The following is a 23,322-nucleotide window of genomic DNA, read 5'->3' as shown; positions in this document are numbered from 1 at the left end:
CCCGTATACTGTGTCAGTTTTTCAGCAAATGTCCGACCGTCTCCAGCAATTGAAGCGGACTGAACGGTTTCACAATGTAGGCTGTGACGCCGGCCGCCTTCGCCTTTTCCTTATCTTTGTCGAGCGCCTTGGCGGTAAGCAAAATCACGGGAATGCTCCGGTTGGCATTGTCGCTTTTCCGCAGCCATTCACATACCTCGACGCCGGTTCGCTCGGGCATCATGTAATCCAAAATAATTAAATCGTAAGATTCCTTTTGCAGCCGGTCGATCGCCTGCAGGCCGTCTTCGACCTCCGTAATTTCGTAGCCGTCATCCGATAATGTTTCCGTGAGCAAAAACCGCAGCGCCACCTCATCGTCAGCCAGCAAAATCTTATGCGCAGACATGAATGCTCTCCTTATAACATGTATTCGTGCCAATTATATCATTTTATCCTGTACTTTTTCCACGAACCGCCGGCAATTTCCTTAAGTCCTGTGACATCTTTCCAAACATAGACCCAGCCTTCCCGAAGGCCGCTGATATCCGCCACCCACACGCGTTCGTATTCATTTTGCCCGCCAGGTCCGTAGTAGTCCTCCAAAATGTCCATCGCCTTCAGTCCCTCCTCGGTCACTTCCAGCCACTCGCCGACGACCGTCCCTTCTGAAAAGGCCTCCCGTTCGTCATAGAGCGCAAGAGCCGGATAAGCGCCAACGTCGTACAAACGCCCCCGGACTGCCCCCGGCTGAACGGACAAAACATGCGGCGCCGCTACATGATGATTGCTCTCCCCTGCCAAAAGCGTGCCGTAAACAAAAACCGAAACTATAAGACACCCCTCCTTGCCGAACTTGGGTATGAAATTTACTATACATGTACGTGCACTGCACGAAAAAGTGTCAATAAAAAAAACAGCAACTCATTAGTCGCTGTTTTACGCTTGATTTGTAGTTAATTCACGGGTTTTGACAATAATTTTGCGGATGCTGTCTTCCGAAAGATGGAAAACTTTGATCAGCTCCATGACTGTCGATCCGTTCTGGTACATCCGGAAAATCTCGCGGTTTCTTCGTTCGATAATAATCCGGGTTCCGTTATTTTCACCCCATCCGGCGCGTTTCTGCTCCTTTTTGGGAATGTATATGATCTCACCTTGGATGTACTCCTGTAATTGTTTTAATAGGCTAGGGGGAAGAACGTCCTTGCCGTTCTTGTAACTCATTGATGAAAACCTCCTCAAATATGTCGATCTTAAAAGAATTCGCCTTATTTGCCGCGGTAGTTTTCATCGCCCCTGCACCTCCTATCATTCTGTAAAAAGGAATTAAAAAAACACGATAACGTATCGTGCCTGTTGTTTGTATATTCAATTATACAATAATCAGGTGAATGGTTATTCCACGAATGATATTCAGTTTAAGAGACGAGCACCTCTGCGGCTGCCGCTGCATTCATCATTGCTACCATTGTGTTTGCTGTATTCATGTGTATACTGCACTCCTTTCACCTTGGAATTAGTAAAATGTAACATTTTTATTATATGTTAAAAGCTTCACTCTGTCTACTTGCGATCGAATCTTTATTATAGCGGAGGCCTTTCGGCCTCCGTGAATGATTGCCTCTGCTTACGCAGAGACCACCTCTGCTGTTGTAATCACTTTGATCACTCCTTTCCTGAGGAATCAGCCGGCCGGCTACTCTTCCATTAACTCACAAACCAAAACTTTCCTCAAGCGAAAGAATCATTATAACGAATCTTTATTGGAGGGCTCGGGGAGGAGGGCACGCTGTTTCTCGGCGGACGCCGTTCTGTCGTATCTTCAAAATCGCCAGAGGGTGGTGGAAGTTAGTACGTGTGGCGGGGGACTCGGTGGATCTGTGCTTCTCGGTGGGCGCCGTTCTGCAGTATCTGCAAAATCGCCAGAGGGTGGTGGGAGTTAGTCGGGATGGTGGGAGTTAGTTAGCCAGGGGGACGAAGGTCGAGCTTGGCGAGAATCCGAATCATGCGTAATTGGGACGCGCTGTTTTTATACGCGTCCCATGGGTCATAATAAACAGTGACCCGATGGTCACTCAGAGTGGTGAGAATTAGGTCCGCCGAAGAGGACCTGGGGGCAGCCCGTAAAACCTGCAAAAGTGCAGGTTTTTTCCGCAAAAATGGTTCATTTTGGCGAAAAGCCTGCGATTGTGCAGGAATTTTTGATGAAAATGAACCTGAGCCCGTGTTCGCGGTGAAAAGCCTGCACATTTGCAGGAATATTTCGCGGACAGTGTATCCGTCGAGCAAAAGCTGCACTTTTGCAGTTTTTCCCCGCGCTGTCAAATAGGTGTGCTGCCCCCTGGCGCGTGCGAGCTTTTCAACAGTCTGAGCGACCGTAATGCACATACGGTCACTGTTATCGCTCCGCGGCTGGCCCGCCCGGCGTTAAAAGCCCTGCTTCTTCAGCCACGTGCCGCAAAGCTCCGGCCAGGCTTTGGCTTCGGGGTGCGATTGCGCCAGACCGAGCCCGTGCGAACCGCTTTCAAACACGTGCAGCTCGAAAGGCACTTTGTTGCGGCTGAGACCTGCGGCAAACAGCATGCTGTTCTCGACGGCTACGGCCGCATCATCGGCGGTATGCCACAAAAAGGTCGGTGGCGTATCTTCGGTAATTTGCCGTTCGTTGGACATCAGCTCGACAAGCGCTTCATCGGGAGACTCGCCCAGAAGGCTTGTTTTCGACCCTTGATGCGTGTATTCGCCAAAAGTAATAACCGGATAGCACAGTACCATGAGATCGGGACGGCTGCTCTGCCTTTCGATCGGATCGGCCGACTGCGCATCGCCCAAGTCGTAATGCGTTCCTGCCGTAGACGCCAGGTGGCCTCCTGCGGAAAAGCCCAAAATACCGACGTGCCCGGGATCGATTCCCCACTCGGCGGCATAATGCCGGACTGTGCGAATAGCCCGCAGCACTTCCTGCATAGGCACGGGATGGTAATTGGGAGCGACCCGGTAATTCAGCACAAATGCGGAAATCCCGAGTCCGTTCAACCACTGTGCGATCGGCTCGCCTTCGTGGGACGCGCGGTTGCGGTATCCGCCCCCGGGACAGACGATAACTGCAGGGCTTGCGCCTTCCCCTGAGACCGGGTAGAGCGACAAGCTCGGACACCCGTCATTGATTTCTCCGCTGGCTTCAAAAGATACGCCAGGCCATAAATCCACTGTTTTCATTTTGGAACCCCCATCGGTTAAAATACGTACTAAGCTAATAATATCGCAACAAAATGATAGAGCAAGCTATATTTCACTCAAGGAGATGATAAGCATGATTGTAGCTACAACAGAAAACATTGCAGGTCATGAAATTACCGAGGTGCTCGGAAGCACGTTCGGCGTCGTCGTTCGGGCGAGAGGGATCGGCGGCGACATCCTCGCTTCGCTCAAGGGGCTGGTCGGCGGCGAAGTGACGCAGTACACCCAGATGGTTGAGGACGGACGGCGCCAAGCCATGGATCGCATGGTGAAAAATGCCGCCGCGATGGGCGCGGACGCGATCGTGATGATGCGTTTCGACAGCGGTGACATCGGCCAGAACATGAGCGAAATCGTCGCTTACGGCACTGCGGTCCGGACGCGCAGGTTATGAATGGGATGTATCCCGTCATATTCTTTTACGGAATCTGGCTGATCGGATTTATCGTTCTTTTCCTTCTGGGCTGGGCTTACTACGACAAACGTTATAAAAGCAGGACGAACGCGGACGATTCTCAGCCGTCCAACGGTTTCGTATGGACGGCTGAAGTTTTTATCGATCCGAAGGACGGCTTTACTTACCGGGTTTATTACAACCCGCGAACCGGCGACAGAGAATATGTCCGAGAGAAGTAAATTATTCGGTAACGACTTCCCAGTTATGATTTAATGAGGCCTCTATCGTTCCTTTTTCCATAATATAAATAGCCAGCAGTTCGGCAACGTCTGTCGGTATATCTTTCACAACGGGTTTATTTTGGAACATCGCATAGTTTCCCCCGCCGCCGGCCCGGTAATTGTTCATCACTACATTATAGGATGCCTCCATATCAAGCGGACGGCCCTCATAGTCAAGCTTGACGACTCTTTGGCCGGGCGGGCGGGAAATATTCAGTTTGTACTCGATTCCTTCCCACATGTCATAGTTGTAATGCTGCGGCTTCGGCTCGCTGAATTTGGCGCTTATCCCGATCCGGCCGTCCGGCGCGAGCTCGAAGTATTCCGCGGATTGTTCAAGCGCATCCTTGATGTCTTGACCGGATATGCGAATGACCTTCAGCGTATTCGGATAAATATAGTTCGACACGATATCTCTCATCGTTATATCCGAAGGGAACCCCGGCGAACTATTGTCAAACAATGCCGTATTGGAAATTTTCGCTCCTGACAGCTCCATTTGCACGCGGTTGATGAATTCGATCAGCGCGCTGTCCCGGAGCCTGATTTGCATCGGATCTTTGACCAGCATATCGCCCTTCAGCTTGCCGATCGGCTGATCCAGCCATTTCTGCGTCTTCGCCTCGTACTCGCCCGCCAATCCGACAACGCCCGCATCTGCGTCGACGCCTTGCACGGACAGCAATTCCGACTTTTTGGACAAAATGCTCCATGTGCCGCTATCGTTTTGTTCCAGCTTCAGCTCCACTTTGCCGAGCGCGGCGCCGAGACTTCCGGGCTGAACGATGACGACTCCGCCCACCTCGACTGCGGCAAGGCTGCGGTGCTGGTGCCCCGTCAGAAGCACGTCGATGCCTTCGACCTCCGTACAAAGCCGGTATCCCTGATTTTCTCCCGTCAGAGGCTCCGTAGGCTCTCCGGTCGCAAGATCGCGCTCGAAACCGCCGTGATACGCAGCGACGACGACATCGGCACGCTCTTCTTCCCTAAGCGTTTTTACCCATTTGGCCGCGCTGGCGACGGCATCTTCGAACACCAGACCGCGAATATGGTCGGGATTTTCCCAGTTCGGGATATACGGTGTCGTTAATCCGACAATTCCGACGCGGACACCCTCCGGTGTTTCTTTGACAATATAAGGTTGTCCAAAATAAGGCCGCCCTGTCGCCTCATCGGCGATCGTCGCGCAAAGCCAGGGGAATTCCGATTCCTTCACCGCTTTGTCCAGCACGTCAAGCCCGTAGTTAAATTCGTGATTCCCCGGAACGGCGGCATCATACTTCAAATAGTTCAGACCGAGAACCATCGGATTGACCGGCGTATTGTCCAGCCTTGCATGATGATAGGCAAGCGGCGTGCCTTGGATCAAATCGCCGTTGTCAATGACGATCACATGCTGTTCTTTGCCGCGCTCGGCCGCAATCAAGCTCGCAATTTTCGCCAATCCTACTTCGTTGGGCCCATTATTGGCATAATGAATCGGCAGCAGACTTCCATGCAAATCGCTAGTCTCCAAAATCGTAATCGTACAGCTCCTGCGGTCAGCAAACTTCTCCATTTTTCCACTCCTGCATCTCTAGTTTTTGTGTGCCTTTACAGAAATTTTGTCACTTTAACAAATACTTCACACTATCTTCCATATCAGATGTGTTAATGTTATAGTACTACAAGAGTAGTTGTAAATTAATTAATCGGAGGTCAACAAATGTTAAAAAAGTTTTCTGCAATTAGTTTATCCCTGGTAATGGCAGCGGCTATCGCAGGTTGCGGACAAAAAGAGAACACAACTGCCGCATCAACCTCACCGGCAGCCTCTTCCTCGCCGGCAGCTGCAGCAGCAGGATTCGTACCTAAAGAGCTGAGAGTGCAATTCGTGCCGTCCCAAAACGCCGAAACGCTTGAGGCAAAAGCAAGACCACTTGAAAAATTGCTCGGAGATAAACTCGGCATCCCTGTAAAAGTTTCCGTATCCACAGATTATAACACGGTTATCGAAGCAATGGCTTCCAAGCAAGTAGATGTCGGATTCCTTCCTCCGTCCAACTACGTCGTTGCTCATGACACCCGCAAAGCGGCCGACCTGCTTGCGCAAGCAACCCGCCTTGGCGTTGACGATGCTACAGGCCAGCCTACGAAAGATCTCGTAGATTTTTACAAAGCTATGATCGTTGTAAAAGCGGATTCCCCGATCAAAGAAGTGAAAGATTTGAAAGGCAAAAAAATGGGCTGGCAGGGCGTTACTTCCGCAGCAGGCTACATCTATCCTGGCTATATGTTGAAAAAAGCCGGCGTAGATCCTGTGAAAGACGTAACCGGCGTTCAGTTCCAAGGACACGACAAAGCGGTTATCGCTCTGCTCAACGGTCAAGTTGACGCTGTAGGCGTATTCCAGGATATCCGCGCCAACATGACTAAAGATTATCCGGACATTTTCAAACAAACCCGCGTGCTTGGCTACTCCGACAAAATCCCGAATGACACTATCGCCGTTCGTACGGATATGGATGCAGCATGGAAAAAGAAAATTCAGGACGCGTTCATCGCGATCGGCAACGACCCTGAAGGCCAAAAAGTTATTTTTGACGTATACTCTCACAAAGGCTACGTAGCTTCCGACGATGCCAAATTCAACATCGTTCGCGATGTTAACAAAGAAATGGGCTTGAAATAAGCCGAATTCGCAGCTCAAGCAAAAATGCCTCCTACCGGACCTAAAGGTCTGGTGGAGGCATTTTGCTGCTTCTTAAGTCCGTGCCAGCTTCTTGGTGAAGAAATCGATTGGCGTATTTCTGCGGCTTGCCGCCGTATTCGTAACGGGACCGGACGTATCCAGCACCTCGATTTCCCGAATACATTCGACGGGAATTAGCACATTGTCGATTTTGATGAGTTGGAAGGCTTTGTAATAATTCGAGATAGTGCCTACGAGGGTGTTATTCCCGCACGTAATTTTGACCTCTTCTTTACCTATTATGAGCCATTCGAACATCAACTTTTCACCTCTCTACTAATATATGACAAGTTCATGACGGTATTCGTTACGGATTCCGGGAAAATTTTTAATCCATGTTCGCGCAAATCCCTTTTATCAAGTAGAATAAGGATAGGCTGGCAGTAAAATGCTTTGACAGCATTTCTTATTTAACTTTATAATAGTTTTAGAATTATTATAAAGTAAATCCTTTTCAGTAGCTGAAAGGAACCAACCTTATGGAACAACAAACCATGAACGCAGCGATTGATAAAATTAAAAAACTGCTGACCGTCAAAGGCTTCAAATTGACGCCTCAGCGCGAAGCGACTGTTCAGGTGCTGCTCGAAAACGAAGACGACCATTTGAGCGCGGAGGACGTCTATATTTTGGTGAAGAGCAAATTTCCCGAAATCGGGCTCGCCACCGTTTACCGGACGCTGGAGCTGCTCAGCGAGCTACACATTGTGGAAAAAATCAATTTCGGCGACGGCGTAGCCCGCTTTGACCTGCGCAATGAAAGCCAGGCCCACCATCACCATCATTTGATTTGCGTCAAATGCGGCAGCGTCGAGGAAATTAAAGACGACTGGCTGCTGCCGCTTGAAGAGCGGCTGGCGCAGGAGTTCCGCTTCAAGGTGCTGGATCACCGGCTTGATTTTCAGGGAATGTGCCGCAACTGCCAAGCCAAACAGCAAACATAAATGTTTCTGCAAAAAAAGACGCCCCATTCCACTCGCAAGTGGTGTTGGAGGCGTCTTTTTCATAACGTTCGGGGCGGGTCACACAATTCGTTTGCGCAGCGCTCCGGATATATAATCGATAATCGAGACGGTGACGACAATCCCGATCAAAATGATACCTACGCGCGGCCAGCCGCGGGCATTGATCGCAAAGATGAGCGGCGTACCGATCCCCCCTGCACCGATAATACCGAGCAGCGTCGCGGATCTGACGTTGATTTCGAACCGGTACAGCGAGTATGAGATGAACTCGGGTATGACCTGCGGGATGACGGCGAACGCCATCGTCTGCCAGCGGTTCGCTCCTGCGGCCGTCATCGCTTCCACAGGGCCCATGTCCATGTTCTCGATGCCCTCGGCATACAGCTTACCGAGCATCCCTACCGAGTGAAGCCCCAGCGCCATAACCCCGGCGAACGCGTTCGGGCCCACGGCTTTAATAAAGATCAGCGCCATGATAACTTCCGGAATCGTTCTGACGACGCTCAGGAACAGCTTGCCGCTGCCTGAAAGAAAGCGGTTTTTGACCATGTTCGACGCCGCCCAGAAGGCGAATGGAAGACATACGACGGCTGACACGAAGTTGCCCAGATACGAAATGGCCAGCGTCTCAAGCAAGGTGCGGATCAAGTCTTCTCCCTCGGGGATATAAACGTACGACCAGTCGGGATGAAACAAGCCGCTCAGCATCGATTTCGTCAAAGTCCACGTTGTCGGCTGGAATCCGGTCAACTCCAGACCGGTCAGTGCCCAGATGAACAGGCCGAACACAACGAGCCAGCCTATCGCCGTATTCCAACGTGAGCTGGAAGGCGAAACCGGCCCTTTACCGCCCTTCAGCAAGTAAGTGCGGATGCGCGTGCTCACGGTGTCGATCAGCACGACGATAATCAACGTATAAATGACGATGGAGCAGGCTTGATCGTAGCGGAACAGATCGAGCACGTTTTTCAGCAGCAAACCGATTCCGCCCGCTCCGACCAGCCCGAGAATGGCTGAAGCCCGGATGCTGACTTCAAACGTATACAGCAGGTGGGCCAAATAGGTGGGCGCAACCTGCGGGAGAACACCGAAGCGGATCAACTTGAGCTTGTTGGCGCCGACGGCTGTCATCGCCTCCAGCGGACCCGGATCGATCGACTCGGTCGATTCATACGCCAGCTTCGACAAAATGCCGAAGGTGAAAAAAATAAGCGCCAGCGTACCTGCCGTAGGGCCGAAGCCGACGAGAACGGCAAACAGCGAAGCGAAAAGCAAATCGGGAATCGTACGAATCAGATTCATAATGAGACGGGCCGGGTAAAACAGCCACGGTACCGTGGTTATGTTGCGCGCGGCGAGCAGCGCCATCGGAAAAGCGAACAATGCCCCGATCAGCGTGCCGAGCACGGACATTTGGATCGTTTCCCTCATCGGCTTCCAAATATCGGCAAAAAATGCCCAATCGGGCGGGAACATTTCCCCAATAAATGAAGTAATTTGCGGCGTACCTGTGATCAGCTTGGTCAGCGTAGCGTCGGTTCCGTATGCACTGGCAATCAGCAGCCCGACCATGATGACCAAAGTCAGATAGAGCTTCATGCGGGAAGGTTTGGCGATAGTTCCGGTGCTCATCCTCCCTGCCCCCCCAACAGCTCGTCTTTATCGATCGGGCGCCCGTAAATTTCGGAGAATTTGGCATCCGTCGCCTCGGCTACAGGGCCGTCAAACACGACCTGCCCCGCTCTGAGGCCAATAATCCGGGTCGCGTACTCCCGGGCCAAATCGATAAAATGCAAGTTGACAACGGTCGTAATGCCGAGCTCCTGATTAATCCGCTTCAGGTCGTCCATCACCTGTCTCGTTGTGAGCGGGTCCAGCGATGCGACAGGCTCGTCCGCGAGAATGATTTTGGCTTCCTGGGCGAGCGCCCGGGCAATGGAAACGCGCTGCTGCTGACCGCCGGACAATTCATCGGCACGCGAGTAAGCTTTTTCCCGGATATTTACCCGTTCCAACGCTTTGAGCGCAAGCTCTATATCTTCTTTCGGAAACAGGCCAAGTACGGTGCGGAGCGTGGAATGGTAGCCCACACGGCCCGACAATACGTTGCGCAGCACCGAAGACCGTTTGACCAGGTTAAAGGTTTGGAAAATCATCCCGATATCTCTGCGCATGCGGCGAAGTTCCGCGCCGGAAGCTTTGGTGATGGATTTGCCGTCAATTAAAATTTGTCCGTCCGTAATTTCGTGCAAACGATTAATGGATCGGAGCAGCGTTGACTTGCCGGCGCCCGACAGACCTACAATGACAACGAATTCTCCGGGATGAATGGTAAGATTGATATCCTTAAGACCTACGGTCCCATTCGGATACACTTTGGAAATGCGTTGAAACTGAATCATACAAGTCCTACTTTCTTTTGAGTGGTGTCTGAAATAATCCATCTGTAAATTCCACGAAATTCGCCAAAATCCTTTTTTCTGTATCTCCTTTATAAAAAATTCATATTCCATTGTTCACCGGCACAAAAAAACGGCGGGCTTTGCAGCTCCGCCGCATACCGCCGACTTTTATTACACCTTGGCGCCCCAGCGCTCCTCAATGCGCAGTCCTTTCCAAATGGTGACGGAAACCGCCCAAGCCAGTACGAACAGGCCTACGAGGATATAACCGAGCATCCCGAAGTCCAGTTCCTGCAGCCATGTCCAGAAGCCGCCCTCCAGTCCCGCTTCCTCCGACAGCACCTGACCCAGCTCGACAGCCCCGATCACCAGCGCGGCCAAAACCGCTACCGCCGTGACCGTCAAGTTGTAATACAGCTTGCGCAGCGGCGTCGTGAAAGCCCATCTGTACGCTTTGGTCATGAACATGCCGTCCGCCGTATCGAAAAGGCTCATCCCCGCCGCAAAGAGCAGCGGCAGCGAGATGACGCCGAAGAACGGCATCGCCTCTTTGGCCGCGCTCGCGGAAATCGCCAGCAGAGCAATTTCGCTGGCCGTATCGAAACCCAACCCGAAGAGAAATCCCAGCGGGTAAACGTGCCAGCTTCTTTTAATGAAGGAAAAGAAAGGTTTGATCAGCCTGGTGATGAGTCCCCGCGATTCGAGCAGCTTTTCAAATTCGTCCTCGTTGTGCTCGCCCTTGCGGTATTTTCGGAACAACTGGAACAAATTGACCAGAATGATCAAATTCAGCAGACCGATGATGACCAAAAAGCCCCCGGACACCGAGGCCCCGATGACGCCTCCGACCCGCTGCAGCCAGGGCAGCTCGCGCGCCGCCCATTGAACGGACCAGGCAGTCGCGATCGCCATCAAAAATACGACGGAGGAATGCCCGAGAGAGAAGTAAAATCCGACTCCCAGCGGATTGCTCTTTTGCTCGAGAAGTTTGCGGACGGTGTTATCGATAGCGGCAATATGGTCGACGTCAAAAGCATGGCGCATGCCGAGCGTGTAAGCGAGCAGCCCGATCGCCCAAAAGGAAGGATGATCCTTGGCTACGCTGTACAGCCCGAACAATCCTATAATATGCAGCAGGACAACACTGACGGCGTACCCTGCCCAATTTCTTTTTTGTTGAAATATGCCATTCGGCATCGCGGCTCCCCCATCCTTTTCCAATCGTGTTACAAATCATTAATAATGTAGCACAAGAGTAGGCGAATGAGAAGCTTGTTTCCGGGATTTTGTGAAGAAAACCAACATTTCTCCTGCTATAATAGAATTCATGCCAAATATTTGTCAGCCATAAGGAGTTGGCCCTATGTCCCTAAATATTCTCAAGCTGTTTACGATTTTTCTGCCGGTATTGATCATCGGCGGCTTTGAGTATATCCGCCATGAATTTTTATTGAACTATTTGTCCATGGAAGCCGGCAATTTTGCGATTACGCTCATTACGCTGCTGCTCTCCTACCTTTTTGCCTCCTGGATGTTCCGGAGCATTACGCGCATTAACGAAAAGCTTGCCGCCGGGGAGGCCCGGAGAGCCGTGTATGAAGAACGCGAAAGGCTGGCGCGCGAGCTGCACGACGATTTGGCGCAAACGCTCTTTTTCCTGAACGTGAAGCTGAAGCAGGGCAAACTGGAAGACGCCAAAGCCGCCGTCTCCGAGATCGATAATTCGCTGCGGCAGGCGATTTTCAACCTGCGGACTCCGCCCGAAGAAGGTACCGCCTTCATTGTGCGCATCCGCAAATGGCTGCAGGACTGGCAGGCCGTCACCGGCATCAGGCTGGAGGAGCATATCGCCATCGCCGAGCAAAGCTTCGGCTCCGGGGAAGAGGTGCAGCTCTTCGGCATCATTCAGGAGGCGTTTACGAACATACGCAAGCATTCCAAAGCGTCGGAAGCCGCCATCTCGCTGACCGCTTCACCGGCGGAATGGCGCCTGCACATCGTTGACGACGGATGCGGTTTGCAGCAGCAAGAGCCGGCCGGCAAAAAATACGGCATCGAGCTGATGCGCAAGCGGGCCGCCGAATTGAACGCGGCGTTCGAAATCCGCTCTGCCGAAGGCCGGCCGGGCACGGAGCTTATCGCCGTCGCACAAAGGAGGAAAAGCCAGTGATATCGAAGCAAGCTTACCGCGTCCTCATCGCAGACGACCATCCGCTCGCACGGAAAGCCGTCCGCAGCATGCTGGAAGGAGAACCCGAGTTCTTCATCGTAGGCGAAGCGGCTAACGGCGAGGAAGCCGTCACGCTGTGCGGGGAAGTTCAACCGGATGTCGTGCTCATGGATATTCACATGACTCCGGTCAACGGTCTGGAAGCGACGCGGCGCATCAAGCAGCTGTACGGACATATCCGCATCGTCATGCTGACCGTCTCCGATGACGTTGCCGATCTGTTCACGGCGCTCCAGTTCGGCGCGCAGGGCTATTTGCTGAAAAACATGGACCCTGACGAATGGCTCACCTACTTGCACGCGCTGCTTGACGATAATTCCGATGTCGCCCGGCAAATGGCGGACAAGCTGTTTCACCGCTTCCGCGCCCCGTCGGGAACTCAGCCGGACGGTCCTCATCCCGGCATGCTGACCTCCCGGGAGCAGGAGATTGCCGCCTACGTGGCGGCCGGGGACAACAACCGGCAGATCGCCGAAAAGCTGCTCATATCCGAACATACGGTCAAAAACCATATGAAAAATATTTTGGAAAAGCTGCAGCTCGAAAACCGTGTCCAGCTTACGGCGTTCGCCGTCAAATTCGGCTTGACACGAAAAGGACAAAACTAGCTGCAAAAATAGCCCAGTTGAGTCATACTGTTTTGCTTGATATTCGCGTAAGATGGACATCATGGTGAAAGAGTTGATTCGAAAGGGGATCCCGTATAGTGTTTAGAAAGATCATGGTTCATGCAGTTGTTTTGCTCGTTTGCTCGATGCTTTTCGCTGGAATCGCCAGCGCCCATGTGACAGTGCTCCCTAGCGAGACTACGCAAGGTTCGTACGAAAAGTTTACCGTTCGGGTGCCGGTAGAGAAAGATGTGGCGACGACAAAAGTGGAAGTCAAATTCGCGGTAGATTCGGTCGCCATCTCCCGCTTTGAGCCGAAGCCAGGCTGGAAATACGATATCGCCAAGGATGATTCAGGCAAAATTACAGGGGTCACCTGGACCGCTACCGGCGAAGGGTTGGCGAAAAACGAGTTCGGCGAATTCAGCATGCAGGGAAAAGTAGCGGATGCCGCTACGCAGATCGTTTGGAAAGCTTACCAAACGTATCAGGACGGCAGCGTCGTTGAATGGGTCGGAGCAAACGGATCCGATAAGCCCGCTTCCGTGACGACAGTGAAGCCCAAGCCGGCCGGAGCGGCGGCCGACAGCCACGGCCATACGGCCGCTGCTGCAGAGGCGGCCCATGACGGAGGCGCTTCCTCCTCGAATACGGCGCTGTATGTATCCATCGCGGCTGTTGTGCTCGGCGCTTTGTCACTGATCGTCTCCTTGTTCAAAAAGCGCGCTTAACGAAAAAACAAGCCCTGACCGGCTCTGATATGCAGAGCGGCCGGGGCTTGTTTGTTTAACTAATGACGACTTCCCATTCGTGAAGACGGCACTCTCTGGCGCCGGTTTTGACGAATGGGTCTTCACCCGCCAAAGCGGCGGCTTCTTCCAGCGTCTCGGCCTTGTAAATGACAAGGCCTCCGGTACCGTCGGCAAAGCGCCCGTTGGCGAAAATTTTCCCTTCGCCCCGGCATTTTTCCAAATAAGCCAGATGATCGGGGCGATACTGCTTGCTAAGCTCTTCGTCTTTCATAGGCAAAAATGCGGCAAAGTATTTCATAGACTATTCCCTCTTTCTGTCGTAGACGCGAAATTCGTACACGTATGGATTTTTTTCGTTTTGCTCCCCTTGCTCGCAGGAAACAAGCTCCCATTCCGACAAATCGAACTCTTTGAAATAGGCGTCGGCTTCAAACTCATGGTCGATAAAGGTGATGTACATGCGGTCCGCCTGCGGAAGCAGCAGCCGGAATATTTCCGCTCCTCCGATCACGAACAGCTCTTCTTCGGCAAACCCGTTTACGGCTTCCTCGGCCGAATGTACGATCTCGCAGCCTTCGGCGCGAAAATCGCTGTTTTGCGTCAGGATGACGTTTCTTCGTCCGGGCAGCGGCTTGCCGATGGAATCGTACGTCTTGCGGCCCATCAAAACCGGATGCCCCATCGTCACTCTTTTAAAATACTGCAAATCCGCCGGCAAACGCCACGGAAGCTTGTTGTTGCTGCCGATAGCCCGGTTCCGGTCCATCGCAAAAATAAATGAAATGCTCAAGAGCAAGTCCCTCCAATCCTGATTAGCAGCGGCGTTAGACCGCAATCGGCGCTTTGATGCCGGGATGCGATTGATATCCGGCGATCTCGAAATCTTCAAACCGGTAGTCGAAAATCGAATCCGGCTTGCGGTTGATTTGCAGCGTCGGAAGACCGTACGGCTCCCTTGTCAATTGCAGCTTGACCTGCTCCAGATGGTTCAAATAAATGTGCACGTCGCCGCCGGTCCAGATCAGCTCGCCGACCTCCAACCCGGACTGCTGGGCGACCATATGCGTCAAAAGAGCGTATGACGCGATATTGAACGGAAGCCCCAGAAAAGTATCGACCGACCGCATCTGAAACATGCAGGACAACCGGCCGTTCGCTACATAAAATTGAAATGCGTAGTGGCAGGGCGGCAGCGCCATGCCGTCCACTTCCGCCGGGTTCCAGGCGCTGACCAGGTGGCGTCGCGAATCCGGGTTGTTCCTGATTTGCCGGATCACACCCGCGATCTGATCGACAGCTTGTCCGTCCGGACCTAGCCAGGTGCGCCACTGCGCGCCGTACACGCGCCCAAGGTTCCCCTCCTCGTCGGCCCATTCGTCCCAGATCGTAACCCCGTTGTCATGCAAATATTGAATATTGGTGCTTCCGCTCAAAAACCACAGCAGCTCGTGAACGATCGATCTGATGTGCAATTTCTTCGTTGTCAGCAGCGGAAATCCTTGCTGCAAATCGAATCTCAATTGCCGGCCGAATACCGAAATGGTGCCGGTACCGGTGCGGTCCTCTTTTTGAACCCCGGTGTCCAATATATCTTGAAGCAGTTCCAAATAAGCTTTCATCAGCCACCTCGATTAAACTGTTATGCTACGAATTTTGCCCGTTCTCCGAGACAATTACTACAATTATAGCAAAGGACTTCCGAAACCGACAGTAGTCCCTGGGCATAATTATCAAAGACAGGTGCGTCAGCCGAACAGCATCCGGTATTCTTTGGGGGACATGCCTTCGAGCTGTCTGAACACTTTGATGAAATAGCTCGCTTGCGAAAAGCCCGCCTGCACGGAAACCTCGGAGATCGGAAGGCGTGTGGAAACCAAGAGCAGTTTCGCCCTGACGATGCGGCATTCGGCCAAATATTGATTGGGCGTCTTCCCCATTACGGCGCGAAATAAACGCAAAAAATGGTACGAGCTGTATCCAGACAGGCGGGCCATCGTGTCCAAAGTCCAGTGCTGCTCGCAAAGCCTGTGGATCGTATCCGCTACAGCCCGGATCGAATGCCGCTTTTCCAAAGGAATCGTCCCGTCCAGCCGCGCGGAATTTTGCAGCAATTTGACCAAAATTTCATAAAGCAGCGCCGAGAGATGCGGCTCGTGCCGGGTTTCGAAGGCGGCGCACATGCCGTACATATCTTCGAACAAATCCTCAAACCGCACTTTCGGCTCGAACGAAAAAAACCAGCCGCGCGACTGATCCACCTCCTGCAGCAAAGGCAGCGGCGTCCCGACGTCAAAATGGACCCATCTGATGTCCCAAGGGTCGGCCGCGTCGGTCCCGTATTGCTGAAAGGCCCGTCTAGGATAAAGAAAACCCGTCCCGGCGCTTAAAGGAATCCGTTTGCCATCGTGAAAAACGTAGCCTTTTCCGCCAAAAATCAAATGCAGATTGTAGCTGGACAGAGATCCTTCGCTCCTGCGCTCCATATGCTGCGGGAAATCGTAATACCGGCCTGTCATGTCCGGATAGCAAACGTAGTGAGGGTACGCGGGAGGCGGTACATAATATTGCTGTTTCATGGGCGTCTCCTTTCGCGGGCAAGAGAGCAACATCGTCTTATAAAAGCAGGATTTTATTATATACTGGCAATATTCTTGATTTTACAATGAAATAGAAAGAACATGAAAGCATATTTTTCATATTTGGAGGTTGGACATGAAAAGCGCTGCTGCTTTTGAAAAGTTCGAACTGGGCGTCTGCTATTATCCCGAACATTGGCCGGCATCGATGTGGGACGACGATTACCGCCGGATGCGCGAACTGGGCTTCACGATCATCCGGGTGGCGGAATTCGCCTGGTCGATCTTCGAACCCGAGGAAGGACGGTTCTCCTTCGAGCTGTTCGACCGGACACTCGATCTGGCTCACCGCCACGGACTTAAAGTTATTTTGGGCACGCCGACGGCTACGCCTCCGGCTTGGCTGACGCATAAATATCCTGAAGTGCTGAACGTTACGTACGAAGGCGTCACCCTGCATCACGGCATGCGGCGCCATTACAATTACAGCAGCCCGAAATACCGCGAGCTGTGCGCGCGGATTACGGCGAAGCTGGCGGAGCATTACGCCGGCCATCCGGCCGTCGTCGGCTGGCAGATCGACAATGAGCTGAACTGCGAGATCGGCGAGTTTTATTCGCCGGCGGATCATACTGCATTCCGCGAATGGCTGCAGGTCAAATATACGACACTGGAGCGGCTCAATGAAGCGTGGGGAACCGTGTTCTGGAACCAGACGTACTCGGACTGGTCGCAGGTTCATTTGCCCAGGCCGACGCCGAGTCCCCGGCAGCCGAACCCGCATCAGGCTCTCGACGAGAAGAGATTCATTTCCGACAACACGATCTCGTTCGCCAAGGTGCAGGCCGATATGATTCGCGCAGCGGCGCCGAATCACTGGATTACGACCAACGGGCTGTTCGGGCATTTGGACAATCATCGCCTGACGGACGAGCTGCTGGATTTTTTCAGCTATGACTCTTACCCTCAGTTTTCGACCATCCGCGGCGATCAGGACGACCCGAACCCGCTGCTGGACAGAAGCTGGAGCCTGTCGCTGTCCACAACCCGCTCCATTTCGCCGAATTTCTGCGTGATGGAGCAGCAGTCGGGGCCCGGGGGCTGGGTCAACCGGATGGATATGCCTTCCCCCAAACCGGGACAAATGCGCTTATGGACGTACCAGTCCATCGCCCATGGCGCCGATATGGTGCTCTATTTCCGCTGGCGCACCGCGACCTTCGGCAATGAAATTTATTGGCACGGCATCAATGATTACCATAACCGGCCGAACCGCAGAGTGCGGGAAGCCGGCCAGATCGGGAGCGAGCTTGCGGCCATCGGCCAAAGCATCGTCGGAACCCGCAACGTGGCAAGCGTTGCGATCGTCCGCGACTATGACAACGAGTGGGACGGCGAGTACGATGTGTGGCACGGCCCTTTTACCTGGCTTAGCAATAAAGCCTGGTTCAAAGCGCTCCAGCGCAGGCATATCCCCAGCGATGTGCTGTATTTGCGAAGCGGCACGACCTTGGAAGAGCTGACGCGGTACGAGGCGCTCATTTACCCGCACCCGACCATCATGCGCGACGAAACGGCCGCTTTGCTGAAAGCGTACGTGCTTCAGGGCGGCAAAGTGATCTTCGGCTGCAGAACCGGCTATAAGGACGAGCGCGGCCAATGCTATATGCGTCCTTTTCCCGGCGCAGCCGCAGAACTGTGCGGTATAACGGTCGAAGAGTTTACCATGATCAAAGGCACGCGCCGGCCGACAGCGATGCGTTGGGCAGACGACCCTTCCGCCTTGACGGAAGCGGCTGCTTTTAATGATGTTTTGCAGGCGGACGAGGATAGCGCCGTAGAGATCGCAGCCGTGTACGCCTCCGATTATTATGCCGGCAAGCCGGCCGTTACCCGAAACAAGCTCGGCCAGGGCGAGGCTTGGTATTACGGCGCGGTCTTCAACGAGGACGCAGCGGGCCGGATGATCCGGCTCCTCGGCATCGCCTCCCCCGCCGCGGATTGGCTGGAGCTGCCCGAGCAGGTAGAACTGCAAATCCGGCGCGGGGCGGCCGGCAGCTTCGCCTTCCTGCTGAACTACAGCGAAGACGCCGTCACGATCCGGCTGAAACAGGAAAAAACCGACCTGATTACCGGCAAGCGCCTGAGCGGCGAGTTCCGGTTGGAAGGGTTCGGGGTTTTGATTTTATCCGAATAGGGGGAGCCGCTGGACAACACACACAGGGCGATTGCTTGCAGGATGCTCCGCCGTTCGAAGCGCAGAAGCGCGACCGAGGGGCGACGCAGTGCGGAATGCGGAGTGCAATCGCGCCGATGTGCAGCTCCCCAGCGCGTGGTGTTGCGCTGCATGACAGCGGTCGGGCGACCGGAGAACGCGGAATGCGCGGAAAAGCCTGCAAAAGTACATCTTTTTGCGCCTGTTTACGCTTGCCGCGAAAAGTAGCCCCCAGCGCGTGGTGTTGCGCTGCATGGTGGCGATCGCTCGACCTGAGAACGCGGAATGCGCAGAAAAGCCTGCAAAAGTACATCTTTTTGCACCTGTTTACGCTCGCCGCGAAAAGCAGCCCCCAGCGCGTGGTGTTGCGCTGCATGACGGCGGTCGGGCGACTCGAGAACGCGGAATGCCGCAGAAAGCCTGCAAAAGTACATCTTTTTGCACCTGTTTACGCTCGCCGCGAAAAATTCCTGCAAATCTGCAGGCTTTTCGCTGAAATTGGGGGCCCAAGCCCATCCTGACCGAAAATTCCTGCACAATCGCAGGCTTTTCCTCCAAATGGGCCTTCTCCATCAAAAAAGCCTGCATTTTTGCAGGCTTTTCGATTGGTAAGCTACTGTTTCGTTTGAGGTCAAGCCACTTGCCGCTGCTGGAATGTTACTTTTTTTGCAGGCAGCTAAGTCACTGGCTGGTATGCGGGAACGCCGTGATGCCGGCTGGGGCGGAGTTTTGCGTCGCTCCGCAGCGGCTCAAACAAGCGTCACAAGCCCACTGCGCAAGGGAGCTTGATCGTAAAGGCAGCCCCTCCGCCGGCGGCGTTTTCTACTTGGATGGAGCCTCCGTGATTTTGGATGATTTTGTAGCTTACAACCAAGCCGAGGCCTGTGCCTTGGGGTTTCGTTGTATAAAACGGCTGGCCGAGGTTTTTCAGCTTTTCTTGGGGAATGCCCGGCCCCTGGTCGACAATGGAAACGGTGATCACGTTAAGGTCGAGCCCGGCGGTAATGGTGATTTCGCCGCCTTTTGGCATTGCTTCTATCGCATTTTTCACAATGTTAATGAACACCTGCTTCAACTGGTTCGCATCGCACATGACAGGAAGAGGGGCAAAGGTGTATTCCTTAAAAATTTGCACACCGCTCATGATCGCCTGCGTTTCGAGGAGTGCGCTTACATTATTGAGTATTTCACAAAGATCGATGGCCTGCACGGCTTTGACGCCAGGCTTGGCCAGCAAAAGCAGCTCGCCGGTTATAAGCTCAATTCGTTCCACCTCGGAGCGAATGATCGAAAAGTAGTCGAGGTTTTCCGGAAATTTTTGTTGCGCCAGCTGCACGAAGCCTTTAATGGCTGTCAGCGGGTTGCGGATTTCATGGGCGATGCCGGCGGCTAGTTGGCCTACGGCGTTCAACTTATCGGATATCCGCATGAGCTCATCCGTCTTCAGGCGTTCGGTCACATCCCGAAGAAGCACATGAATCGCCGGCTCGGCATCGTCATTGGCGGGAAATCCCGTCGCTTCGACGTCGAGGATTTGTCCGTCCAGTCGGATGACTTTCAGCGGCATCCAACTGCTCGTAAACCCATTTAGCCCGCTGCGAATTCGGGTCTGCACCTGCTGCCGGTAATCGGGATGGGTATATTCCAGCACAGGCCGGCCGACAATTTGCTCGGGACGATCCGCCCCGAACAGTCTCAGTCCTGCAGGATTGCTGTACGCCCATTCATAGCCTTTTATGATCATGAACGGCTCGGGCGAGTTTTCCACCAGCTGCTTGAACGATTTCTCCTGCTGCTTGGTCCGCTCCCACAGCTTTTTGAGCATCGTCATGTCGCGTCCGTCGTTCGCTTGAAGGACGCGTCCTTCCGTATCATAAATCAAAATCGCATCGGAAGAGCGGTTAATGAACGATTCGTATTTTTCTTGCACCGCGAGCAGTTCTTCCTGCTGGTTCTTCATTATAGTTATGTCATGGACAAAACAGATGTAAAAAGGAGCCTCGAGCCCGTACAAATTTTCTTTTTTCATGTCTCCCTGTACGAGTCCCCATACGGTATGTCCTTGCTTGTGGAAGTACCGCTGCTCCATGCTGAACGGCTCCGGCGGGTGTGTGCCGAAGGCAAACTGCGCTTGGGTCAACGGGGCATCTTCCGGATGCGTAAGCGCGTACAAATTCAGGTGCAGCAGTTCCTCTTCCGCATAACCTACGAACTTGCAGAAACCGGCGTTGGCTCTCATGAATCGACCGTCGGGTCCGACGAACATAACGCCGATCGGCATGCAGGCGAACATGTCAAACATCGCTTCATCCAAAGGGTTTCCTTTTGTCGCCATATTCGTACATTCCACCCTCGCTCATGACTTTGATATGTAAAAGTATACAATGGATATCCAGAGATTGGCTATAACATTGTTGTTAGGCACCGACTCCGGCTTATGTGGTAAAATAAAGGAAATCTGTCAGGGCCGTTGCATCTTACACATATCATTTTGGAGGTTTCATTTTATGGAAATCGAGCACAAGCTTGCAGCCGCGCCATCCCGCAAAAACTATTATTATTTGCTGCTGGTGACTTTCGTCGGCTTTCTCGTTTTCGGTTTTTCCGAAAATATTAAAGGACCTGCCATCCCCCGTATTCAGAGCGACTTTGCGCTCAATGAAATACAAATCGGCACCCTGCTTTCGCTCAATTCCTTGGGCTACCTGCTTGCCTGCAGCTTCACCGGCTTTCTGAGCCGTAAAATCGGGCTGAAACTGACATGCTTGATCTCTTTCGGCTCCATGGTCATATCGGGAGTCCTGATTGCGGTTTCGCCGCAGTTTTTGTCGTTCTCTTCCTCTTACTTTTTCATGTACATCGGCAACGGGATGCTGGAAATCGCGCTGGCTATTCTCGGGGCAAAAATTTTCACCAAAAACACCGGCATGATGATGAACCTCGCTCATTTCTTCTACGGATTAAGTTCCATTGCCGCGCCGATCCTGGCTTCCATATTGATGGGCGCCCATTTGGGGGGCGGCGAATTGGGATGGCGGGGCATGTATATGATCATGCTCGCTCTCGCGCTGCTTCCGATGATTCCATCGGTGCTCTCGAAGTTTCCCGGAGACGGCGGCGGCGAAGCGGCGGAACAGATTTCGATGAAAGCCTACGTCCGTGATCCCGTAGCTTGGCTGATCGTCGCTATTCTTTCCTTCGGCGTCGTATCGGAGCTGTCTATCGGCAGTTGGCTGGTCAACTTTTTGGAAAAAGCTTACCACTGGGAAATGGCCGAAGCTTCCGGCATGCTGTCCGTCTTTTTTCTGTGCTTTACGCTCGCAAGGCTGGTCCTCGGACCGCTTACGGACAAAATCGGCTTCGTCTTCTCGCTCATCCTGTTCTCCGCCTTCTCGGGCTTATGCTCGCTCGCAGCGATTGCTGCAGGACCGCCGGGAGCTTTTTTGTTCGCTCTGGCGGGCGCCGGGATCGCTCCCATCTATCCGACGGTGATGGCCATGCTCGCCAAGCGTTACCGCAGCGGCAGCGAGACCGCGATCACGTTCACGGTAACGATGATGGGCATCGCCAGCGTGATCGGCAATTTCCTCGTCGGCGCGATCACCGACGGGTTCAAGTCTTATTTTGCCGGCACGGGCGATGCTGAGACCGGACTGGTCGCAGGTCTGCAAGCCGGCTATATATTTATCGCCGCATGCGCGCTTGCGTGCGCGGTAGTGAGCTTCATTTTGTACAGAATGCTCAAGCGGCGCGGCGAAGCCATTTAAAAGCAAGGATGCTTTTCCCCGGTGTGTATGGTATATTTCGAAAGTAGCCGGCTTGAGCTTGGCCAAAGTTCGCAGAGGTTCGCAAACTCCCTCTATAAAAAAACTAAGAAAAAGGTGGAAACCACTTATGACAGCAGGAAGAAGCAGCGAAGAATTGCAGGATATTACACTGCTTGGCAATCAAGGGACCAAGTACGTTTTCAACTACGATCCGGGCGTTCTGGAAGCGTTTGACAACAAGCATCCGGACAGAGCCTATTTTGTGAAATTCAACTGCCCCGAATTCACCAGTTTATGCCCGATGACCGGGCAGCCGGATTTTGCGACTTTGTACATCTCCTATATTCCCCATATTAAAATGGTGGAAAGCAAATCGCTCAAGCTGTATTTGTTCAGCTTCCGCAATCACGGCGATTTTCACGAAGACTGCGTGAACATCATTATGAACGATTTGATCGGCCTGATGGACCCCTGGTACATTGAAGTCTGGGGCAAATTCACTCCCCGAGGGGGCATTTCCATCGACCCTTACTGCAACTACGGCAAACCCGGCACAAAATACGAGGCGATGGCCGAACACCGGCTTATGAACCACGACCTGTATCCCGAAAAAGTCGACAACCGATAAATAGAGCATAGTAAAGATGGGTGCGGGACAGGCGTTCTGCCTGATGCAGGCATAGTCGAAAATTACGACTGTGCTAAGCATCCATGGCCAAAGACGACGGAGCTGTTCGTAATATGGCTTAGCCGCAGGGGAAAACCTGCAAAAGTGCAGGAATTTTCTGTGCATGAGGTTCATTTGGAGGAAAAGCCTGCGATTGTGCAGGAATTTTCAATCAAAATGGGCCTACGCCCTGGTATTCGCGAAAAAACCTGCACATTTGCAGGAATTGTTTCGCTGCGAGCGTGCCGATGGCAAAAAACTGTACTTTTGCAGGTTTTCTCCGGTTTTCCAAGTAGATTTGCTTTTTTCCGGCATGTGTGCGAGTTTCTCGAGAGTCTGATTTGCAGCTTTTCCCCACATTTCCAGGCAGATTTGCTATTGTCCAGCGTGTGTGCGGGTTTCTCGATAGTCTGTCTGATTTGCAGGTTTCTTCGCGTTGACAGGAGCGAAAAGCTCGCTCGGTCGATCGGGTATACCGGGTTGGAATACAACATCTAGCGGAGTATTTC

The 23,322-nt window shown here is 52.9% G+C and carries 24 protein-coding genes, 1 pseudogene and 1 riboswitch; of the genes and pseudogenes, 10 read left to right on the top strand and 15 right to left on the bottom strand.

Going from position 1 to position 23,322, the window contains the following annotated elements:
* Positions 1-13 precede the first annotated feature (13 nt).
* The 4 genes from AC3G2T_RS30535 to AC3G2T_RS30520 form a co-directional block, all read right to left on the bottom strand.
* Entirely contained in the window at positions 14-388 is a 375-nt protein-coding gene (locus tag AC3G2T_RS30535) for a response regulator (protein ID WP_474685128.1), read from the bottom strand.
* 38 nt (positions 389-426) lie between these two features.
* Entirely contained in the window at positions 427-813 is a 387-nt protein-coding gene (locus AC3G2T_RS30530; RefSeq protein WP_474685178.1) for a gamma-glutamylcyclotransferase family protein, read from the bottom strand.
* Positions 814-918: 105 nt separating this feature from the next.
* Complete coding sequence (locus AC3G2T_RS30525) at positions 919-1,206, bottom strand: CD3324 family protein (RefSeq protein ID WP_474685129.1); 288 nt, start codon at positions 1,204-1,206, stop codon at positions 919-921.
* A 1,203-nt stretch (positions 1,207-2,409) separates the two neighbouring features.
* Positions 2,410-3,201, bottom strand: a complete 792-nt coding sequence (locus tag AC3G2T_RS30520) for an alpha/beta hydrolase (protein ID WP_488437869.1) — start codon at positions 3,199-3,201, stop codon at positions 2,410-2,412.
* 94 nt (positions 3,202-3,295) lie between these two features.
* Here AC3G2T_RS30520 and AC3G2T_RS30515 point away from each other — a divergent pair, with 94 nt between their 5' ends.
* Together AC3G2T_RS30515 and AC3G2T_RS30510 are read left to right on the top strand one after the other, a co-directional pair.
* Positions 3,296-3,616 carry a YbjQ family protein gene (locus AC3G2T_RS30515; RefSeq protein ID WP_474685131.1) on the top strand — a complete coding sequence of 107 codons (321 nt, stop codon included), beginning with the start codon at positions 3,296-3,298 and terminating at the stop codon, positions 3,614-3,616.
* Positions 3,613-3,858 carry an HD family phosphohydrolase gene (locus tag AC3G2T_RS30510; protein WP_474685132.1) on the top strand — a complete coding sequence of 82 codons (246 nt, stop codon included), beginning with the start codon at positions 3,613-3,615 and terminating at the stop codon, positions 3,856-3,858. The genes AC3G2T_RS30515 and AC3G2T_RS30510 overlap by 4 nt, the downstream gene beginning before the upstream one ends.
* Position 3,859: 1 nt before the next feature.
* Here the strand turns inward: AC3G2T_RS30510 and AC3G2T_RS30505 are convergent, their stop codons facing one another.
* Positions 3,860-5,458: a bifunctional metallophosphatase/5'-nucleotidase gene (locus AC3G2T_RS30505; RefSeq protein ID WP_488437868.1), complete on the bottom strand. Its 1,599-nt coding sequence runs from the start codon at positions 5,456-5,458 to the stop codon at positions 3,860-3,862.
* A 147-nt stretch (positions 5,459-5,605) separates the two neighbouring features.
* On the opposite strand from AC3G2T_RS30505, the gene AC3G2T_RS30500 reads away from it, so the two are divergent.
* Positions 5,606-6,571: a phosphate/phosphite/phosphonate ABC transporter substrate-binding protein gene (locus AC3G2T_RS30500; protein ID WP_474685134.1), complete on the top strand. Its 966-nt coding sequence runs from the start codon at positions 5,606-5,608 to the stop codon at positions 6,569-6,571.
* Positions 6,572-6,643: 72 nt separating this feature from the next.
* Here AC3G2T_RS30500 and AC3G2T_RS30495 read toward each other — a convergent pair whose 3' ends face one another.
* On the bottom strand, positions 6,644-6,889 hold the full coding sequence (locus AC3G2T_RS30495) for a hypothetical protein (protein WP_474685135.1): 246 nt from the start codon (positions 6,887-6,889) through the stop codon (positions 6,644-6,646).
* Positions 6,890-7,125: 236 nt separating this feature from the next.
* Here AC3G2T_RS30495 and fur point away from each other — a divergent pair, with 236 nt between their 5' ends.
* Complete coding sequence (gene fur, locus AC3G2T_RS30490) at positions 7,126-7,575, top strand: ferric iron uptake transcriptional regulator (RefSeq protein ID WP_474685179.1); 450 nt, start codon at positions 7,126-7,128, stop codon at positions 7,573-7,575.
* Positions 7,576-7,653: 78 nt separating this feature from the next.
* Here the strand turns inward: fur and phnE (AC3G2T_RS30485) are convergent, their stop codons facing one another.
* The 4 genes and pseudogenes from phnE (AC3G2T_RS30485) to AC3G2T_RS30470 form a co-directional block, all read right to left on the bottom strand.
* On the bottom strand, positions 7,654-8,400 hold the full coding sequence (phnE, locus tag AC3G2T_RS30485) for a phosphonate ABC transporter, permease protein PhnE (RefSeq protein ID WP_488437898.1): 747 nt from the start codon (positions 8,398-8,400) through the stop codon (positions 7,654-7,656).
* A gap of 66 nt (positions 8,401-8,466) precedes the next feature.
* Positions 8,467-9,195, bottom strand: a pseudogene (gene phnE / locus AC3G2T_RS30480) (phosphonate ABC transporter, permease protein PhnE); the annotation flags it as partial.
* Between the two features lie 29 nt (positions 9,196-9,224).
* On the bottom strand, positions 9,225-9,998 hold the full coding sequence (gene phnC / locus AC3G2T_RS30475) for a phosphonate ABC transporter ATP-binding protein (RefSeq protein WP_474685137.1): 774 nt from the start codon (positions 9,996-9,998) through the stop codon (positions 9,225-9,227).
* Between the two features lie 171 nt (positions 9,999-10,169).
* Complete coding sequence (locus AC3G2T_RS30470; protein WP_474685138.1) at positions 10,170-11,195, bottom strand: HoxN/HupN/NixA family nickel/cobalt transporter; 1,026 nt, start codon at positions 11,193-11,195, stop codon at positions 10,170-10,172.
* A 166-nt stretch (positions 11,196-11,361) separates the two neighbouring features.
* Here AC3G2T_RS30470 and AC3G2T_RS30465 point away from each other — a divergent pair, with 166 nt between their 5' ends.
* From AC3G2T_RS30465 to AC3G2T_RS30455, 3 genes are all read left to right on the top strand, one after another.
* Complete coding sequence (locus AC3G2T_RS30465; RefSeq protein WP_474685139.1) at positions 11,362-12,168, top strand: sensor histidine kinase; 807 nt, start codon at positions 11,362-11,364, stop codon at positions 12,166-12,168.
* The gene (locus AC3G2T_RS30460) at positions 12,168-12,836 is read left to right on the top strand and encodes a response regulator (protein WP_474685180.1); all 669 of its coding nucleotides are present in this window, start codon (positions 12,168-12,170) and stop codon (positions 12,834-12,836) included. Before AC3G2T_RS30465 ends, AC3G2T_RS30460 begins: the two co-directional genes overlap by 1 nt.
* A gap of 113 nt (positions 12,837-12,949) precedes the next feature.
* On the top strand, positions 12,950-13,567 hold the full coding sequence (locus AC3G2T_RS30455; protein WP_474685181.1) for a YcnI family copper-binding membrane protein: 618 nt from the start codon (positions 12,950-12,952) through the stop codon (positions 13,565-13,567).
* A 55-nt stretch (positions 13,568-13,622) separates the two neighbouring features.
* Here the strand turns inward: AC3G2T_RS30455 and AC3G2T_RS30450 are convergent, their stop codons facing one another.
* From AC3G2T_RS30450 to AC3G2T_RS30435, 4 genes are all read right to left on the bottom strand, one after another.
* The gene (locus AC3G2T_RS30450) at positions 13,623-13,886 is read right to left on the bottom strand and encodes a YciI family protein (RefSeq protein WP_474685140.1); all 264 of its coding nucleotides are present in this window, start codon (positions 13,884-13,886) and stop codon (positions 13,623-13,625) included.
* 3 nt (positions 13,887-13,889) lie between these two features.
* Positions 13,890-14,378: a dihydrofolate reductase gene (locus AC3G2T_RS30445; RefSeq protein WP_488437867.1), complete on the bottom strand. Its 489-nt coding sequence runs from the start codon at positions 14,376-14,378 to the stop codon at positions 13,890-13,892.
* Between the two features lie 34 nt (positions 14,379-14,412).
* Complete coding sequence (locus AC3G2T_RS30440; RefSeq protein WP_488437866.1) at positions 14,413-15,207, bottom strand: thymidylate synthase; 795 nt, start codon at positions 15,205-15,207, stop codon at positions 14,413-14,415.
* A gap of 126 nt (positions 15,208-15,333) precedes the next feature.
* Positions 15,334-16,164, bottom strand: a complete 831-nt coding sequence (locus AC3G2T_RS30435) for a helix-turn-helix transcriptional regulator (RefSeq protein ID WP_488437865.1) — start codon at positions 16,162-16,164, stop codon at positions 15,334-15,336.
* A gap of 136 nt (positions 16,165-16,300) precedes the next feature.
* On the opposite strand from AC3G2T_RS30435, the gene AC3G2T_RS30430 reads away from it, so the two are divergent.
* Positions 16,301-18,361 (top strand): beta-galactosidase, encoded by a 2,061-nt coding sequence (locus AC3G2T_RS30430; protein WP_488437864.1) that lies wholly within the window; start codon positions 16,301-16,303, stop codon positions 18,359-18,361.
* Between the two features lie 778 nt (positions 18,362-19,139).
* Here the strand turns inward: AC3G2T_RS30430 and AC3G2T_RS30425 are convergent.
* Positions 19,140-20,714: a PAS domain S-box protein gene (locus AC3G2T_RS30425; protein WP_488437863.1), complete on the bottom strand. Its 1,575-nt coding sequence runs from the start codon at positions 20,712-20,714 to the stop codon at positions 19,140-19,142.
* A gap of 172 nt (positions 20,715-20,886) precedes the next feature.
* Between AC3G2T_RS30425 and AC3G2T_RS30420 the strand changes: the two genes are divergently transcribed.
* Together AC3G2T_RS30420 and queF are read left to right on the top strand one after the other, a co-directional pair.
* Positions 20,887-22,146, top strand: coding sequence for an MFS transporter (locus AC3G2T_RS30420; RefSeq protein ID WP_488437862.1), 1,260 nt, complete (start codon positions 20,887-20,889; stop codon positions 22,144-22,146).
* Between the two features lie 68 nt (positions 22,147-22,214).
* Positions 22,215-22,259: riboswitch (PreQ1 riboswitch) on the top strand.
* Between the two features lie 14 nt (positions 22,260-22,273).
* Positions 22,274-22,774: a preQ(1) synthase gene (gene queF / locus AC3G2T_RS30415; RefSeq protein WP_488437861.1), complete on the top strand. Its 501-nt coding sequence runs from the start codon at positions 22,274-22,276 to the stop codon at positions 22,772-22,774.
* Positions 22,775-23,322: the final 548 nt, after the last annotated feature.

This window comes from Paenibacillus sp. sgz302191, assembly GCF_057749925.1.
Note: the sequence above shows the minus strand (reverse complement) of the source record. Positions and strands in the feature narration are given on the sequence as shown.